Origin of the sequence: Bifidobacterium rousetti, assembly GCF_008698235.1 — a bacterium.
Taxonomy (GTDB): Bacteria; Actinomycetota; Actinomycetes; order Actinomycetales; family Bifidobacteriaceae; genus Bifidobacterium; species Bifidobacterium rousetti.
Genome location: NZ_PEBH01000007.1, coordinates 106,355 through 122,176, shown reverse-complemented (window position 1 = coordinate 122,176; position 15,822 = coordinate 106,355). Strand labels below are relative to the sequence as shown.

17 protein-coding genes are annotated in these 15,822 nt (G+C 64.1%); 4 read left to right on the top strand and 13 right to left on the bottom strand.

The window, feature by feature from the left end; all coding sequences use genetic code 11:
- Nucleotides 1-13: 13 nt before the first annotated feature.
- The 4 genes from CSQ85_RS13110 to CSQ85_RS08445 all read right to left on the bottom strand — a co-directional run bounded on the left by CSQ85_RS13110 (nt 14) and on the right by CSQ85_RS08445 (nt 6,213).
- On the bottom strand, nt 14-865 hold the full coding sequence (locus CSQ85_RS13110) for a VirB6/TrbL-like conjugal transfer protein, CD1112 family (RefSeq protein ID WP_160268251.1): 852 nt from the start codon (nt 863-865) through the stop codon (nt 14-16).
- A 64-nt stretch (nt 866-929) separates the two neighbouring features.
- Nucleotides 930-1,133 (bottom strand): hypothetical protein, encoded by a 204-nt coding sequence (locus CSQ85_RS08455; RefSeq protein ID WP_033494380.1) that lies wholly within the window; start codon nt 1,131-1,133, stop codon nt 930-932.
- A 169-nt stretch (nt 1,134-1,302) separates the two neighbouring features.
- On the bottom strand, nt 1,303-4,215 hold the full coding sequence (locus tag CSQ85_RS08450; RefSeq protein WP_081892080.1) for an LPXTG cell wall anchor domain-containing protein: 2,913 nt from the start codon (nt 4,213-4,215) through the stop codon (nt 1,303-1,305).
- Nucleotides 4,216-4,500: 285 nt separating this feature from the next.
- Nucleotides 4,501-6,213 carry a SpaH/EbpB family LPXTG-anchored major pilin gene (locus tag CSQ85_RS08445; protein ID WP_033494381.1) on the bottom strand — a complete coding sequence of 571 codons (1,713 nt, stop codon included), beginning with the start codon at nt 6,211-6,213 and terminating at the stop codon, nt 4,501-4,503.
- A 365-nt stretch (nt 6,214-6,578) separates the two neighbouring features.
- On the opposite strand from CSQ85_RS08445, the gene CSQ85_RS13105 reads away from it, so the two are divergent.
- A complete protein-coding gene (locus CSQ85_RS13105; protein ID WP_156103674.1) occupies nt 6,579-6,746 on the top strand; it encodes a hypothetical protein in 168 nt (55 codons plus the stop codon).
- A 20-nt stretch (nt 6,747-6,766) separates the two neighbouring features.
- Nucleotides 6,767-7,291 (top strand): GNAT family N-acetyltransferase, encoded by a 525-nt coding sequence (locus CSQ85_RS13100; RefSeq protein ID WP_081892078.1) that lies wholly within the window; start codon nt 6,767-6,769, stop codon nt 7,289-7,291.
- Between the two features lie 71 nt (nt 7,292-7,362).
- Here CSQ85_RS13100 and CSQ85_RS08435 read toward each other — a convergent pair whose 3' ends face one another.
- The 7 genes from CSQ85_RS08435 to CSQ85_RS13640 form a co-directional block, all read right to left on the bottom strand.
- Nucleotides 7,363-7,581 carry a hypothetical protein gene (locus CSQ85_RS08435; protein ID WP_033494383.1) on the bottom strand — a complete coding sequence of 73 codons (219 nt, stop codon included), beginning with the start codon at nt 7,579-7,581 and terminating at the stop codon, nt 7,363-7,365.
- Nucleotides 7,578-8,159, bottom strand: coding sequence for a ParA family protein (locus CSQ85_RS08430; RefSeq protein WP_150335992.1), 582 nt, complete (start codon nt 8,157-8,159; stop codon nt 7,578-7,580). Before CSQ85_RS08430 ends, CSQ85_RS08435 begins: the two co-directional genes overlap by 4 nt.
- Before the next feature lie 48 nt (nt 8,160-8,207).
- On the bottom strand, nt 8,208-8,792 hold the full coding sequence (locus tag CSQ85_RS08425; RefSeq protein ID WP_150383688.1) for a WhiB family transcriptional regulator: 585 nt from the start codon (nt 8,790-8,792) through the stop codon (nt 8,208-8,210).
- Nucleotides 8,789-10,141, bottom strand: a complete 1,353-nt coding sequence (locus CSQ85_RS13095; RefSeq protein WP_190972963.1) for a helix-turn-helix domain-containing protein — start codon at nt 10,139-10,141, stop codon at nt 8,789-8,791. The genes CSQ85_RS08425 and CSQ85_RS13095 overlap by 4 nt, the downstream gene beginning before the upstream one ends.
- On the bottom strand, nt 10,138-10,290 hold the full coding sequence (locus CSQ85_RS13090) for a hypothetical protein (protein WP_190972962.1): 153 nt from the start codon (nt 10,288-10,290) through the stop codon (nt 10,138-10,140). The genes CSQ85_RS13095 and CSQ85_RS13090 overlap by 4 nt, the downstream gene beginning before the upstream one ends.
- Before the next feature lie 193 nt (nt 10,291-10,483).
- On the bottom strand, nt 10,484-10,936 hold the full coding sequence (locus CSQ85_RS08410; protein WP_150335994.1) for a helix-turn-helix domain-containing protein: 453 nt from the start codon (nt 10,934-10,936) through the stop codon (nt 10,484-10,486).
- 273 nt (nt 10,937-11,209) lie between these two features.
- A complete protein-coding gene (locus tag CSQ85_RS13640) occupies nt 11,210-11,884 on the bottom strand; it encodes a hypothetical protein (protein WP_150383686.1) in 675 nt (224 codons plus the stop codon).
- 294 nt (nt 11,885-12,178) lie between these two features.
- On the opposite strand from CSQ85_RS13640, the gene CSQ85_RS08400 reads away from it, so the two are divergent.
- Nucleotides 12,179-12,484 (top strand): hypothetical protein, encoded by a 306-nt coding sequence (locus CSQ85_RS08400; protein WP_150383685.1) that lies wholly within the window; start codon nt 12,179-12,181, stop codon nt 12,482-12,484.
- Nucleotides 12,485-12,751: 267 nt separating this feature from the next.
- On the opposite strand, the gene CSQ85_RS08395 is transcribed toward CSQ85_RS08400, so the two are convergent.
- Together CSQ85_RS08395 and CSQ85_RS08390 are read right to left on the bottom strand one after the other, a co-directional pair.
- Entirely contained in the window at nt 12,752-13,960 is a 1,209-nt protein-coding gene (locus CSQ85_RS08395) for a MalY/PatB family protein (protein WP_150383684.1), read from the bottom strand.
- Between the two features lie 22 nt (nt 13,961-13,982).
- A complete protein-coding gene (locus CSQ85_RS08390; RefSeq protein ID WP_150383683.1) occupies nt 13,983-14,996 on the bottom strand; it encodes a ribose-phosphate diphosphokinase in 1,014 nt (337 codons plus the stop codon).
- Between the two features lie 462 nt (nt 14,997-15,458).
- Between CSQ85_RS08390 and rpsF the strand changes: the two genes are divergently transcribed.
- Nucleotides 15,459-15,755 carry a 30S ribosomal protein S6 gene (gene rpsF, locus CSQ85_RS08385; protein WP_150383682.1) on the top strand — a complete coding sequence of 99 codons (297 nt, stop codon included), beginning with the start codon at nt 15,459-15,461 and terminating at the stop codon, nt 15,753-15,755.
- Nucleotides 15,756-15,822 lie beyond the last annotated feature (67 nt).

Sequence of the window (15,822 nt, the reverse complement as noted above, 5' to 3'; positions counted from 1 at the left end):
CCTGATCTCGCGTCTATTCGCCGAACACGGCCTTGGCGGTGGCCGAGGACACTATGACCAGACAGCCGAGCATGATCGCCCCCAACAGCAGCGTGCCGAAGTTCGCGATGATGTACTGCCACAGGTCGCCGCCGTCCACATAGCCGTCGAGCCGCAGCGCCTCGCCGACGAACGTGCGGTACAGGATCACGCCGACCGTCAGGGTGATCGCCTGGAACGAGACCTGCCCGTAGCGTTTCAGATAGCCGACGCCCATCATGCGCGTATGCTCCGAGGCCATGAACACGATCGGCAGCGACGCGAAACAGGTCAGCATGTAGATCTGCATGAACCGCATGTACACGACCGCCAGCAGCACCACGCCGGCGATCTGCGAGGCGATGAACGGGATCAATACCAGCACCATGAGCCCGCTCTGGCCGATGAGGCCGGCATCCTCGATCGCGGAGCGCATCTGATCGCCCAGCAGTTGCGTCTCGCTGCCGGGCGCGGCAGCGAGCACGCCCGACGCGGCGGACACGATCTGCGAGACGACCGCGTCGATGCCCTGCAGGATCAGCGCCGCATTGGACGCGAACAGGAGCACGAGCGCGCATTTGAGCAGCACGCCGCCGATGATCTTCACGCCCAGTTCGCGGTCGCCGTCCGCGCGGGTCGCCGCGCGGGCCAGTTCCAGCGTGAACACGATGCTGGCGATGGTGGCGGACACCGGTTTGACCGCGCTCGTATGCACCGATCCCGCCATGCCGTACAGACTCGCGTTGAACTCGGCCGGCCCCAATGCGAGCCGGTCGAGTATGCTGCCGTCAATGCCGCCGCCGATCGCGTTGAGCATGTTCACGCACGGTTCCACCAAGTCCGCCATGATCAAACCTCCCGTTCCATACGGTCATCCGCTGCCGATTGGGTGTTCGATGAACAATGAAGGTTCAGAAGCTGAGGTTGGCGAACAGGGCGGCCGCGGCGATGATGACCGCGCCGCCGACCAGCTGCCATATGCCGGACTGGGTTTGCGGGCCGGAATGGTCCTTCAAACCTCCGGCCAGGGTGATCGCACCCCATACGCTCCAGATGCCGCCGCCCAGCAGCGCGGCCTTCTGCAGCAGTTCGAGAATCGTGGTGATCGTGTCCATGACGGCTCCTTTGCGGTGATGGGACTCAACGGTGAGTGGACGGCCGTTCGGTGTTGTCGAAAGCCGGACGGCCTTGGCGACGGGATGCCGCCGACCCTGTCTGACGGTCGACGGCATCCCCGTAGGAACCGTTGCGGTCATGCGGATGATGCCGTGGCCGCAGCGGAAGTCAGCTGTCGGAAACCGGGTTCCGGCGATGCGCGTGGGCGATGCGCAGCATGGCGAACCCGATCAGCAGGACGAGCATGCTGGCCGCCATGATGCCGGTCAGATCGACGCCGGTGTGCGGCAGCATGCGTTTCATGTAGGCGCTCCAGTCGTCCGGTTCGCTCGTGATCGGCGTGTCCGTGCACACCGTGCCGGGTTCGACCGGCTGCGCGGGCTGGTCGTCGAACGGGTCGTCGTCCTTCGGCACGCATTCGATGACCGGCGCGGCCTGCACGGTCGCGCGATCGGTGTGCAGGTCGGTGACGCCGGTCAATATGCCGGTCACGTCCACGGATTCGCCCGGCTGCAATACGAGCGTCGCCCAACCGTCCGGGTATTTCAGGTCGGTGACCGTGCCGTCGCCGGCGATCGTCTCGTCGGACAGTTCGAGACCGGTCAGGGGCACGTCGCCGGTGTTCGTGATGCGGAACACGATCACCGTGCCGTCGCCCGTGATCTCCAACGCGTCCTTCGTGTCGTCGCGGTCGCCCGCCTCTAGGCCGGACGCTTCGTCGAACTTCTCCACGCCCACGGACGGGGAGCGTTCGGACGTGCGCGTGGTCACCGTGTTCGACGGGCGTTCCACGCCGTTCAGCGTCTCCGTGAACGTATTGGAGAACTCGCCGGCCTTCACCCGTCGGAACTGCACGTACGCGCGCCATGCCTGCGCATGCGCGCCGTCGGCCGACACCAGGTCGAGATAGCGCTGCGTGGCTGCGACCGTGAACGAGCCGTCGCGCATGTCCAGAGAGAACAGGTCGCCGCCGAACCTTGCGGAATCGAAGCCGCTGCCCGCGATGCGCGAGCCCTTCGCCGCGATCACACTGCCGGCCGCGTCGTGCAGGTCCTCGGCCGCGTACACGGCCCACTGGCCGGCGTATTCATCGCCCGACTCGTCGTAATCGTCGTCGATGCGCCACTGCGTCACCTGCGGGTAGGCGCGGTTCGCGGGCAGCAGGGAGGAGTCCAGCCGGTAGAGGAACAGCTGATCCTTGTAGATGCTCATGCCGTCCGCGCTGTCCGCGCCGACGTCGACCGTCACGTCCTTGAACGGGTCGAGTTGTGCGAGCACGTTCGTGACCGTGTTCGACACCGCGCGGCGCTTGTTCGTGACCTGCACGGCCGTGTTCTCGACCGAGCCGCCGTCCGCCGCCGCGATGGCCGTCATCGGCAGTACCAGCTGGTACGTCTTGCCGAGCAGCGACTGGTCGATGCCCGCGTCACGTTCCGCGGACAGTTCACGCCGCGCGTATTCGGCCAGATCGGCGGGCTGCGGATCGCCCGGCAGCACCGTTCCGTCGGCAAGCGTGGTGTCCACGGTCTTGAAGAACGCGTAGACGACGCCATCGGCGACCTGCACGTTCACCAGGTCGGTCACGTCCGCGCCCTGCTCGCCAAGCATCTGGATGCCGGCCTCGTCCACGTCCAGCACGGTTTCGTCGTAGTCGTCGATCACGCCCAGCCGGCGCACCGGATACGCCGGGTCGGCCAAACCTGCCGCGTCGATTGTGATCCGGTAGTACAGGCGGTCGCCGACCAGTACGGTCCTGCCGTCGATGTCCACCGACGCGTCCGCCTGCGTGTCCTGCTTGACCGGCTGCGGGTCGACCGGCCGGTTCGTCACCTCGTTCGACTCCAATCCGGAATTGTTCAACGTCACCCAGCCGCGGTTCGAGATCACCGTGTCCGTGGCCGCATCCTCGGACACTGTCGCGTCGAACTCCAACCGATACCGATGACCCGTGTACGGATCCCAATGCTCGTCCAGCCAGTCGCGCCGGAACGAGACCGACAGTTTGTGCCCGGCGTCGTCCCACTCCACGTCGTACGCTTCGGCCGGCACCGTCACACCATCACGCGCATCGATGACCGTCAGGCTCTCCTTGACCGGCGTCGTGCGCACGTCGTACTCGTCCACGAACTCCAGCGTGCGCAGCGTGTAGTCGGATGCGGCCCCCACCTGCAATTCCAGCTCATAGGTGACCGTCTGGCCGGGCAGCACGCTGCGTCCGTCAATGCTCGACCCGTCGCCGCCCTCCGTTTCGCTCGCGGTCACATCCTTGTCGAACTCCGGGCGCACGATGCACAGGCGAGGCTCGTTCGTTTCCCAATACTCGTGATCGGCCCAGAACACGCCGCCGCGGTTGACCAGCTCGTGTTTGCCATCGCTGCACGTATTGTCGATCGACCCGCTGCGCGTGCGCATCGCGTCGATGTCCCGCTGCAGATCCTCGCGCACGTCGAACCTCACGTCGAACGGCACCAGCATCGAGAACTGCAACGACTTGCGACGTTCCCTCAGGTCCAGCGACGCCAGATACTCGGCCGTCGCCTTCGCCGTGACCGTCATGCCCTCCGAGACGATGTCGAAACGGTCGGTCACATCCTCGCCGGTCACGTTGATGCCATCCAGCGAGGGAGCATCGTATTCGTCCATTTCGGCCACGTACACGCGTACCTCGGACACGTCCCGCACATCGAGATACCGGTCCACCAGCGTCCAATCGTCCACCAGCTCCAACCGGGTGGGCTCATCCCACCACGGCACCGTGAAATTCACCGCCGCCGCGACCACGTCGCCGTCAAGGAACGACATGCCGTCCGCGCCGACGTGATTATCCCGCTCGGGATCGGAAACCATCTGCCAGACGCCGTCGTCGTCCATGCGCACCCATGCCTTGTTCGGCAGATACCAGCCCAGCGACGCCGTATCCGCCGTATTGCCACGCCCGCCGGCCGTACCGCCGACCACGCCGCCGCTTCCGGCGCCGGCTGTGCCGTCCGGCGACCCCAACGCCAGCATCGGCGACACCAGCAGGCATACCGCCGCGGCGATGGCCGCCGAGACACAGCATTTCCTTCCCAACACGCCCATATGGAACACTCCCTTTCACGAGGAGCCAGCCCCGGCCGAAGGCCGCCGCCGCGAGAAAAAGGGAGAGAGAAACCCGCGACGGCGAACGACGAACCGGAAAGCCCGTGCGGATCATTTGACCGGAGCCCACCATTGGCGCCCCACCGCACGCCAGCCAGTATCCGGCCCCGCATCCGTCGCCCGTGGTCCCGAGCGGATATTGGAGTGCCGTATGCCTTGAGAAAACACGAAAGCCCCCGTCGCGCGATTCCGTAGGGTTGCGCAACGGGGGCGGTCGTGGAGCGTTTATTTGAGCAGACGTCCCTTGCGATGGGTCATGACGGCGATGGCCGCGCCGCCGGCGGCGAGCAGGCCGCCGATGACGAGAAACAGGACAATGCCGCCGCTGCCGGTCAAGGGCAGATTCGTGATCGTGGTGACGTTGAGCACGAACAGCAGGCCGTTCTTCTCGATCTGCACGAGCGAATCAGCCAGTGAGGGCACGCGCTCGAACACGACCAGCGCCGCTTTACCGGGATCTGCGGTGATCGTGACCTTGAACCGCACGTCGAGGTCACGGTAGCCGTCCGGCACTCCGGTTTCGCGCACCCAGTACGTGCCGGCGGCCAGACCGTCGAACCTCACGAGGCCGTTGCGGTCGGACGTGGCGGTCACGTCCTCGTCGGGACGGTCGGCGCGACGGTACTTGGCGTCGTCCGCGAACGTGTCCGCCGTGTAGAGCGTGAACGTCGCGCCGGCAAGCGGCGTCTTGCCGTCTTCGCCGATCTTGTCGAATTGGAAGCCGTGCGTGTACACGGTGGTGTCCGGAGGCGTGAGCTCTCCGGTCTGGTTGGTTTTCGGATCGTTCGAGTACGTGAGCATGACCGTGTTTGTGTTGCCGTCGCCGTCGATCGTCGCATGCTCGGTGAGCGTGGCCGAATAGTCGACGCGCAGCAAACCGCCCGCCATGCCGTCACGGCCATTCGTGTAAACCCATGCGCTCAGATCGAGATCGATCGTGGTTGCCGTGCCGCCATCGGACTCGCTTGCCTGCAACGTGTAATCGTCACCGTCGAGTGGACGCCATGCCTGTCCGTCCTTGCTGGCCGTGACGGACAGGTCATCGTTGAACCGCTGGCCTTTCGACAGGGTGTCCGCCAGGCGGAACACGTACGGGTTGGCCGCATCATTCGTGTATTTCGTGGTATCGGGGATGAGGGTTTCAATACGATAGTCCACGATATCGCCCACATTGCGGTCGTCCGTCAGCGTCGCATCATCGCCGTTGATGATGTTCTTGCCGATCGTGACGCGCTGGTTCTTGATCTCGGCTGTGCCGTCGGCGTTGCCGATCGGTGGTTTCGCGGCGGTGATCGCCGTGCCGACCAGTATCGGCGCCGAACGCGTGGTACCGGTCAACGCGGTGTTCGCATCCTCCAGCAGGTACAGGCCGGGCTGCAATCCGGCGAATATGACCGAGGAAATCGTGCCGTCGTCGGCGGGCGTCGTCGTGCCGGACATGACCGGCGCATCCGTGACGGAAACGGTGGCCGCCATGCGATCGGCGAACAGCCGCCAAACCGGGGAATCCTTCGCATCGCCCTGCCGTGCCAGCCACACGATCGGATCCTCGCCGCCGGAACCCGTGTCCGCCGCGCCACCGTTGCCCCGTGTCGTCCCGCTGGCCGTTTCGCCGTCGGCATCGCCTGCGCCGGCCGGGTACTCGCTGTCGCCGACTTTCGGCAGCGAGGCGATCACATCGCCGCGCACTGTATCCTCGGTGCGCACCGTCACAGCGGACCCCTGGATCGCGAACCCGGCGAGTTTGACCACTTTGAAGTTCGCGCCATTCAGCGACGAGCCCGGACCGGCGTTCAGCGTGATCGAATCACCCAATACGGGCGTCGTCTCGCCGGTTTCATCGGCATGGGCGATGCCTCCGGCCGACACTGTGGCCAGCAGCAGCGCGGCCGCCATCGTCACGCGCAGCAGCCGGCCGAACCTGCGGGAAGAGAACATGATCGGAATCCTTCACTATCCGCATCCCCCGAGACCAAGGCACGAACCGCGCCGACGGGGAAGAGAAAGGAAGAGAACCCGACGGCGCGGCCATGTCATGAGAGGGAAGGTGCGGAACGTTTACCCGAACCACCCTTGGCCCGACCGCACACCCCTCATCCTGTCGCCGCCCGCCACGGCTTCGTGGTCCCACCACGATAATCGTCACCGTCCCCGATACCACCCATCAGCCGGTAGTTTCGTAGCATTTCTTTATGTTCGTATTTCTTTGTTTATGTGGATCTGGCATGACTTCCTTTCAGGAAAAATCCCTTGATGCCGGACCATGACGTGCGGTAGCATATCTTTACGAAAGGAGGCGTGTCATGGTAAAACTCGTTGATTTGTACACGGTGGATAAGGACAGTGCCGAATGCGACTATCTGCGTTTGTGCGATGCGCCCCTGCCGCAGGATGTGTTGGAATTTCTCGGCAAATCCTCTGAAGCGGAGCCGGGCGCTGTCCCGTCTCCTCGTGAACAGGTTTACGCTTGAGCCGTTGACGGAGCAGCAGAGTGCCGGTTCGTTTTCGTTTCGCCGACAAGTCCGATCAGTCGCGGTTCACTAGTTTCTCTTGCACTGATCCCGTACCGGCCAACCGTCAGATTGACGGACGATGGGTCAAAGGATCACAGCTTCATCCGGAACCGTGGGCGCTTTTGGTGCAACGTCTCATCCATAACAGTCCGATATATCACGACAAGGATTGCTGGATTCGCGTGGGCGTGGACGATGAGACCGGCAATCTGGCTTCATACTGTGCGGTAGCGCATAAGGGTAACGGGGTGTACGAAATCGCGGTGATCGCTGTATCCCGCAGGCTCCGAGGCCTGGGATTAGGTACGCAGGCCTTACGCGACGCGATGGCGGTTGCGACCCGCGATGCCGTCCAACGTGACTTAAACCCGGTGTTCATCGCCACTATTGATGAAAACAACCGTGCCAGCGCTCATTTGTTCGCCTCGTTCGGATACCAGCTCATCCGCACATATGAGAAGGATCGTCACGGCTTCGTGTTCAACCTATGGGCGAGACGCTAATCCATCACGATTGGCTGTATTGCTGGTACGACTGCAAGGAATGTCTCCGCTGCGGCGCACCAGCAATAACTTCACTCGTGCCGGTCGAGGTATTCGGCGAGGGCCTGGGCGACGAGGTCCTGCATGCGGATGCCCTTGATGCCGGCGGCCGCTTTGATGCGGTTGCGCAGCGAGGTGCGGATCTTGATGCTGGTGACCATGTAGGGGTCGTTGGCCGGTTCCTCTCGGTAGATGTCGTCGACCGACGTGATCTCGCGTTCGGCGGGCAGATAGCTCAGGTTCCCCTTCATCGTCCGACCGCCCGTCTCAGCTCGTGCAGGACGAGGCCGTACTCCCAGAGTTTGGCCGGGCGGCGGCCGAAGCTGGTCTTGATCTCCTGCCGTTTGGGCACGATCGTGTCGAAGCGTGGCGTGTCCTGTGTTTCGAGCGCGTGCATGGCCTGCCGGAACGCGACCGTATTCGTTTCGACGCGGTTGAGCAGTACGGCGGCGGGCGTGCGTCCGGCCGCGTTGACGGTCGCCCATGCCTGCTGCAGGTCGACGGGAGATTCGGTGGTGGGCACGATCACGAAGTCGGCCGTGTCGAGCGCGGTTTTGAGGCCCGCGTGCGTGGGCGGCGCGTCGATGACGAGCCATTCTCCCGGCGCGGTGCGGATTGCGGCAAGTTCGTCGCCGGCGGCGGCCCGCACGTTGAACGGCAGCGTTTCGTTGTTGAGGTTGGCGATTCTGTCCCACAGGGTCGCGGAGTACTGCGGGTCGGCGTCCAGAAGCGTGACATGCTGCCCGTCGCGGACGAGCGCGTGGCACAGGTATTGCGCGATGGTGGTCTTGCCGACCCCGCCCTTCGCGTTGGCGATGGCGATTCTCATGACGGTCTCCCTTTGTGTTTGTTTGTATTTGTGTTTTTCTTTGTTTCTTTATTTCTTTGCGGATGTGTCCGGCTGCGCCTGTTCGTCGGGCGTCTCCGGCGGATCGCGTTCGCCGGGTTCGAGCCGGGTGAGCCTGCGTGGCCGTCCGAGCGGTTCGCCGTTGCCGGTTTTGCGTGCGCGTTCGTTGCGTCGCCGGTTGCGTACGATGCTGTGGATTTCGGGGTGGGCGTCAAGCCAGTCGAGCAGCCGCCGGTACGGTTGGGCGAGATCCGCGGCCTTGCGGCCGGGCAGAACGTCGTGGACGATGACGACGCGCATCGCGTACTGGCGTTCCTTGTAGGTCATGCCGCCGAGGATGCCGTGCGTGACCGGGCGCAGCAGGCTACGGGCCAGGCACGGCATGAGCATTGGGCATTGCGCGCACAGGCGTTTGGCTGCGCCGCGCAGCATTTGGTCGGGGCGTGAGTCGCCGGCGGCGTCGAGTTCCATCCAGATCATGTCGTACAGGTCGAGCTGCGCCTGCGCGCACAGGCCGCCGGGCGGAAGCATCGACGTGTGTATCCACTCGTCGCCGCCCGTAGCTCGTGCTGGTTTGTCGGCCGGCTTACCGGTGGGGCGGAACCCGTTCATCATGCGCTCCGTTCCATGCTCAGCATCCGGTCGAACGCTGCCAGTTTCTCTTCCTTCTGCCGCAGGTGTTCCTTCCAGCGTTTCGTCTGCTCGTCGGCCTCGACCCGTGCCCGCTTGACGGCTTCCGCGGTGCGTGTGTTGCCGTGCAGCGCCAGGTTGCGTTCGTCGTACGCGCACACCGGGCACTTGTCCCGTCGGATGGAGCCGTTGAGATGGTTCTGCGCGAACGCGATTCGACTGTTCGACCTGCCGTGCTGGAACGACGAGTAGCCGAAGACCGGGCACTGCGTGACGGTTTCGCACGAGACCAGAACCGCCGCATGAGGGTCCTTCTCCTCCTCGTCTTTCGCCGGCATGGTCCCCGCCTTGATGCGTTTGACCCTGATCCGTCGCTGTTCGATCTCGCCGCGCCGTTCCTGCCACAGGCGTTCCCAACGTCGGGCGAACTCGGACATGCTCAGCATTTTCGGACGCCAGAACGGATTCTTGGCGGTCCACAGCACCAGCTCCAGAATCTCCATCTGGCTGTGCTCCGAGAGCAATTTCGCCGCGGCCCGCTGGTCGCGCGCCCGTGGCGGCTTGGCCCACACCTGTTCGCCGGCGAGCAGTTCGGCGAACCGTTCCAGCAGCGCGTCGCAATCGGATGCGGAGACGTTGTCGCCGACGAATGTCTCGTCCGGCCGAGGGCTTTCGCCGGTGAAGACAAGACCTCGGTCCGGTTCGGCGTAGGTGTCCGGTTCGGCGGGCTCTTGGCTGATGGTGGTTGTGCTGTTCCCGGCTGAGTCTCCCCGTGGGGAGATGTCCCCTTTAGGGGACAGAGGGGTAATAGGTTCATGGGATGGTTTGGGTGACTGCACGGTCACCGGGCTGGTGACTCGCAGTGCATCGGGCGTCTTGCTTCCGCCCGGTGCTTTTCCTGCACCCGGTGACTGTGATGCACCGGGTGCCTCGCATGCACCGGCGTCGGCATCCTGCTCGGTGTCGTCCGCTTCCTCCGTCTGGCTCTCGCCTCTGCACGATGTGCGCGGCTTGCGGTCCGTCGGCGCGGGCAACGTCTCGTCGCGGTCCATGCAGATCTCCCACACGGTCGGCCGCTTGTACTCGGGCAGGTACTGGATCACCTCCGTGGCTTCCGACTTGCGGATGAAGCCGTTCTCCTCCAGCCAGCGCAGCTTGCGCTGCACCGACCGTTCGCACATGCACGAGTTCCTGGCCATCTTCTTGATGCCGGGGAAGGAGTTGCGCCCGTGCTCGTCGGCGTTGTCGGCGAGGTTGATGAGCACGAGCTGGGCGTACGGGTCCTCGATCAGCCGCTTGAGCGTGAACACGCGGCTCAATGCCTGGATGCTCATCGGCGTTCACCTCCCGCCGGATGCGCGGCCACGGCACGCCGCAATCGGTCAGCGCGGCTGACCGATTCGTCGAGATACGGTGAAACCGTGATATAAGACTTTCCCTCAAAACCGTGGTTTTCCGGGCTTCCGCACACGATGACGGTCACGCGCGCGGGTATACAATCCTGCTTGTAAGACATAAGAATCCAATCTCTGTCTGCACCGCGAAAGCCTTCCTTTCTCTTCACAAAATTCAGGCTTTCTTGGTTACTTTGATTGGAATCCGGGAAACGGTTTTGACCGGCCGCCTCCACGGATCCCGAACGGACCTGGCCCTCTCCCGCAAGGAGAGGGCTTTTTCTATGTGAAGGCGACCACCTCCTTCGCCATCGAAGGAACGGGATCGTCGGACAGGCCGAGCAGCCAGTCGCTGGAAACGCGGAAATGCGACGCGATGCGCCGGATGTCGGGCAGAGTCCAGTTGATGTCGCCGTTGAGCTTGCCTGTCACCGACGACTTCGACAGTCGCATGATACGGGCAAGCGCCGCGTAGCTCACATAATTCGGCTCGCCCATCAGCATGCGCACGCGGCGCGTGGTCACGCCGTCACGGCGCAGCTCGCGTTCGCTCGCCGCGCCTTGCCCGTCAGGCACGCTCGTGTCACGGTTCGCGGCGGGAACCAGCAGAAAACGGGTATCATGGGACTGAGGAACGACACCACGCCCGAACAGGACGCGCGAGGCATCGGCGAAGCCGTCAACGGCAAACACCGGCGACAACGCGCACGCGGCGGAGGCACTGGTCCGAGACATGGAAACACGCTTTCCATGACCGGGAGCCGTTCAAATTTAATCCGTGAAGCGGGTCGGGGCAGTACGTTTAATCCCCGAAAAACCCACGACTTAAAAGGACGCTGCTCTAACCGTTGAGCTAGAGGGGCAACTCTTCTAAAATACACGTCGTTACCCGACAATTCAACCCGGCGTTGCCGTGTCGACGCGCGTCGCCATTCCTCGTCCGGGTCTCAATCCCCTTCGTCGGCCCCGTGTCAGGCCCCGTCAGGCCATGTCAGACCTTGTCAGACCTCAGTCCTTCCCGTCAGGTGCGCGGTAGGAGCCGTCGCCGTGGCGCAGTTCCGCGATCTCGTGCTCGAGTTCGTCGATGAGGAGCGCCTGCCGTGCGATGATCGTGTCACGCGGGTCGGCCGGTCCGATCGCCGTTCCCATTGCCCCGACTGTTTGACCGCCCGATACCGCGCTGATGCGGGTGACTCCGCCGGAAGCGGCGAAGCGGCTGAATCCGCCAAGGCCGTCGCCAGTCCCGCCGCCGGTTGTATCTCCGAGTCGCGTGGCGGTGGCGCGATTCTCCCCGTCACCGCAGGCACGGCCAGTCGCACCCGCGTCTCGTCCGTCGGCACTCGCGTCTGCGGATGCCGTCCGCGTGCCCGCGTCACTGCCCGCGACGCCGTCGACACCCGTCGTTCCGGCATGGCTCGCGCCCGATCCCGTTCCGCTGCCGTCGCCGGCCGCGCTGTCCGCCTGCAGCTTCCAGCGGGCGAAGCACCGTTCGATGCGTTTGTACCCGACCAGTTTCGGGTCGAGTCCGGCCTCGCGGAACATCGCCGTCGGGCTTGCGCCGTGACGGTACCGCTCGAGGCAGATGCGGCAGAAGTCCTCCGCGTATGTGATGCGCGTCGCGCTGGCGTGCTCGACCGCCGGCAGCGATTCGAGATAGGCGATCTGCTCCTGTGTAAACGTCATGATTGCCGCGCTTCCCGCGCCCCGATGCGCTTCGACCATCCATATCCCCGATGCATATGCTGTCCCCTCATAGTTCACTACCATCCCCAAGTTGCGCCGAATCCGAACCGCCAATGGATGTGAGGGCGCGTCATCGTCCGAAACGACAGGGCGATGATCCAGAGGAACCACACCTCTTACTATGATCCGATAGTACCCGTGAATCGCGTTTGACGGCGGGAGAAATCCACATCCGCGAACATACGTGAAACAATTCGTGAAAACATTCTTCATTCTTGAAAGGGGATCGTGCCCATGAACCTGAATCTCATCGATCTCAACGCCATCGACCCGTCGAAGCTTGATCTGTCCGCCGTGGACCGGTTCGTGGTCTGGTACGGCAACCTTCCCGAGCAAGTGCGCACGGTGCTGAGCGTCGTGGCCGGTGCGATCATCGCGTATGTGATCTTCAAGATCGTCGTGAAGATCATCCGCGGCGTGCTCATGGCCGTCATCGCGGCGCTGCTCGCGTTCCTGCTGACCACCGTCCCCGGCAACATGATCCTCGCCAACGCCTACGACCGCATCGAACATCAGGTGACCACCAGCCTCCAGCAGTGAGCGGAGACAGTGAGCGGAGAAGGCCCCCATACGACGGAAGCCCGGCCGATCGGGGCCGGGCTTCCGAGAGAGGAGAAGAAAGGAGAAGAAGGAAGTTCAGTTGTTGCGGTCTGCTTGACTGCAATTCCTATATAACCGCACTTTCTTCAACGCTCCATGCGCGTTTCCTGAGAGTTGCATGGGAAGCAAGTACGGTTTCCCGATCTCGCCCCCAGTCAGCTTCGCTGACAGCCCCCTCATCTCAGATGGGGCCGGACATATGAATAGTCATCGCACGAACACATGCTCGTCCAGTCGTCGCAATGTCTCCTCGACACGCGCGAGCGGCAGCGCGAAGTTCATCCTGATCGTCCAGTCGCCGCCGAACGCGCGGCCGTCCTGCCAGCCGATGCCGACGTCCCATCCCTGACGCAGCAGCTCGTCCATCGCGAGCCCGTGCGCACGGCACCACTCCTCGCAGTCGAGGAACAGCATGTACGTGCCCTGCGGCCGCGCGAGCCGAACGCCCTCGATCGCGTCGAAGTAGTCGAAGCCGATGCGCAGGTTGCGCGACAGCACCTTGAGCAGCTCGTCGAGCCACGCCTCGCCGTCCTCCGAATACGCGCCGATCAGCGCGTGCATCGACAGCACGTTCATGTTGTTGTACGCCGTGCGCGCGCCGGACGATTCCAGCCGATCGCGCAGGTACCGGTCGTACACGACGTGATAGCTGCCGACCAATCCCGCCAGATTGAACGTCTTGCTCGGTGCATAGAACGCGATCGTGCGATTGCGCGCATCCTCGCCCACCGACTGCGTGGGGATGTGATGATGCGCGTCCAGGATCAGATCCGACCAGATCTCGTCGGAGATGACCACGCAGTCGTTCGCGCGATAGACCTCCATCGCCCGCTCGATCTCGTCGCGCTCCCACACACGGCCGGTGGGATTGTGCGGCGAACAGAACACCGCGAGATGGATGTTCCCCGCCTTGAGCCTGCGATCCATGTCCTCGTAGTCCATGCGCCACACGCCGTCCGCGTCTCGCGTGAGCGGACTGTGCTCGATGCGGTATCCGGCGCCCTCGATCGCATGGGTGAACCCGACGTACGTGGGGGAGTGCACGAGGATCGACTCGCCCGGCGCGGCGAACGCGCGCAGCGCCGACACCAGCCCGCCTAGCACGCCGTTCTCGTATCCGATGTGTTCGGCGGCGAGTCCAGTCACGTCATTGCGACGCGACTGCCAGTCGATGATCGCGTTGAAATAGTCGTCCGTCGGCCGGAAATAGCCGAACAGCGGGTGTTCGAGCCTGCGGGCGATCGCGCGGGTGACGGCCGGCGCCGTCGCGAAGTTCATGTCCGCAACCCACATCGGGATCGGCTCGAAGCCCGGCATCGGCGCGTGCGGCGCGTCCGGGTTGACCGCGGAGCCGATGTCGTCGACCGCCAGCGCGTCATGGTCGCGGCGGTCGGGAATCGTCGTGAAATCGAACATATTCACGTCAGACGCGCGCCGATCACGCGTAGATGTTGCGCGGGCGCATGTCCTCGGGAAGCCCCTCGAGCAGCGTCTGGACGGATCCCTCCTCGAACACGGAGCGGATGCCGGCGGCCAGCAGCGGCGCGACGGACAGCACGGTCATGTTCGGCAGGCGCTTCTCCTCGGGGATCGGCACGGTGTCCATCAGGACGATCTCCTTCGCGCCGCACTTCGACAGGCGCTCGACGGCCGGGCCGGACAGCAGGCCGTGAGTCGCGACCAGCGTGACGGAGCGGGCGCCGGCCTCGCGCAGGGCGCGCACGGCCTCGCAGATCGTGCCGGCGGTGTCGATCATGTCGTCGACGACCACGCAGTCGCGGTCGAGCACGTCGCCGATGATGCCGTGGGCGACGGCGTGGTTCGGGCGGGTGATGTCGCGCGTCTTGTGGATGAACGCGAGCGGCACGCCGCCGAGCTTCGCGGCCCAGCGCTCGGACACCTTGATGCGGCCGGCGTCGGGGGAGACGACGGTGGTGTTGTCCAGCGGCATGTGGTTGCGCACGTAGTCGAGCAGCACCGGCGTGGCGGTGAGGTGGTCGACGGGCGCGTCGAAGAAGCCCTGCTCCTGCGCGGCGTGCAGGTCGACCGTCATGATGCGGTCGGCGCCGGCGGTGCGGAACAGATCGTAGATGAGGCGCGCGGTGATGGGTTCGCGCCCCTGGTGCTTCTTGTCCTGGCGCGAGTAGCCCATGAACGGCGCGACCACGGTGATCGTGCGTGCGGAGGCGCGCTTCAGCGCGTCGATCATGATGAGCTGCTCCATGATCCACTTGTTGATCAGGCCGGAGTGGCACTGGAGCACGAACATGTCGGCGCCGCGCACCGGTTCGGTGAAGCGCACGTACATCTCGCCGTTCGCGAAGTCGTAGGCCGTCGTCTCGAGCACCTGCGTGCCCAGGCACGCGGCCACCTGATCGGCCAACTCGGGGTATGCGCGGCCCGTTACCAGCGCCATTCGTTTGTCCGGAGTGCCTTCCAGCATCGACGACATGTTTCGTTTCCGTCCTTCGTGTGTTTCCGCGAACATAATCGGGTAATCGGGCCGGGCGTGGGGCCAGACCCTGAACAGCTTTTACACAGTGTACTAGGGGGCCGGATGCCGGGAGCTCGGGCGTTGCGCGCCGGTTGTCTTTCGCTTTCCTCCGGCTCCCCTTGCTCCCCTTGTCAGACCCGCGTCAGTCATTTCGACGACGATCCGGTTGTCTCACCTCCCTCCGGCTCCCCTTGTCAGGGGAGCTGGCCCGCGAAGCGGGACTGAGGGGTAGTCGAGGTGGTCGAGAACCTGCGCCACTCAATATGTCGCGCCGCCGCGTTATCGTAGTGAAGTTGTGTTTTGCGGCCGGTCGCCGGGCGTCATCCCCGATTCCCGTGTTGTCCGGTTGTAAAGCAGTAACGCGTAAACACACTCCTGCCACGGAAGGTCCGTGGCCGAATAGTCCGAAGGAGGTGGGTGATGTCTGCGCACAAGTACGAACTGATGTTCATCGCCGATCCTGAGCTGGATGAGCGCGGTCTGAAGAAGCTGACCGAGCAGTATCTCGAGCTCGTCACCAAGGAGGGCGCCGTTGTCGATGAGCCCGATTACTGGGGCCGTCGCAAGCTCGCCTACGAGATCGCCGGCAAGACCGAAGGCAACTACGTCGTGGTGACCTACACCGCCGAGCCCGCTGTCAGCGATGAGCTCGACCGTGTCCTCAACCTCAACGAGTCCGTGATCCGTACGAAGATCCTTCGTAAGGACGTCAAGTAAGCGTAAGACCAGCGACGCTGGTTCGGCGTTCGCGCCGGATCGCGCTGGAAATGGATTAAGAAGGTAG

Coding starts and splice junctions, on each gene's coding strand:
- CSQ85_RS08455 (WP_033494380.1), bottom strand. CDS start 1,133: ATGGACACGATCACCACGATTCTCGAACTGCTGCAGAAGGCCGCGCTG.
- rpsF (WP_150383682.1), top strand. CDS start 15,459: ATGTCTGCGCACAAGTACGAACTGATGTTCATCGCCGATCCTGAGCTG.
- CSQ85_RS08445 (WP_033494381.1), bottom strand. CDS start 6,213: ATGTTCTCTTCCCGCAGGTTCGGCCGGCTGCTGCGCGTGACGATGGCG.
- CSQ85_RS13110 (WP_160268251.1), bottom strand. CDS start 865: ATGGCGGACTTGGTGGAACCGTGCGTGAACATGCTCAACGCGATCGGC.
- CSQ85_RS13095 (WP_190972963.1), bottom strand. CDS start 10,141: ATGAGCATCCAGGCATTGAGCCGCGTGTTCACGCTCAAGCGGCTGATC.
- CSQ85_RS08430 (WP_150335992.1), bottom strand. CDS start 8,159: ATGAGAATCGCCATCGCCAACGCGAAGGGCGGGGTCGGCAAGACCACC.
- CSQ85_RS13640 (WP_150383686.1), bottom strand. CDS start 11,884: ATGACGTTTACACAGGAGCAGATCGCCTATCTCGAATCGCTGCCGGCG.
- CSQ85_RS08450 (WP_081892080.1), bottom strand. CDS start 4,215: ATGGGCGTGTTGGGAAGGAAATGCTGTGTCTCGGCGGCCATCGCCGCG.
- CSQ85_RS08395 (WP_150383684.1), bottom strand. CDS start 13,960: ATGTTCGATTTCACGACGATTCCCGACCGCCGCGACCATGACGCGCTG.
- CSQ85_RS08390 (WP_150383683.1), bottom strand. CDS start 14,996: ATGTCGTCGATGCTGGAAGGCACTCCGGACAAACGAATGGCGCTGGTA.
- CSQ85_RS13105 (WP_156103674.1), top strand. CDS start 6,579: ATGGTAAAACTCGTTGATTTGTACACGGTGGATAAGGACAGTGCCGAA.
- CSQ85_RS08425 (WP_150383688.1), bottom strand. CDS start 8,792: ATGATGAACGGGTTCCGCCCCACCGGTAAGCCGGCCGACAAACCAGCA.
- CSQ85_RS08410 (WP_150335994.1), bottom strand. CDS start 10,936: ATGTCTCGGACCAGTGCCTCCGCCGCGTGCGCGTTGTCGCCGGTGTTT.
- CSQ85_RS08435 (WP_033494383.1), bottom strand. CDS start 7,581: ATGAAGGGGAACCTGAGCTATCTGCCCGCCGAACGCGAGATCACGTCG.
- CSQ85_RS08400 (WP_150383685.1), top strand. CDS start 12,179: ATGAACCTGAATCTCATCGATCTCAACGCCATCGACCCGTCGAAGCTT.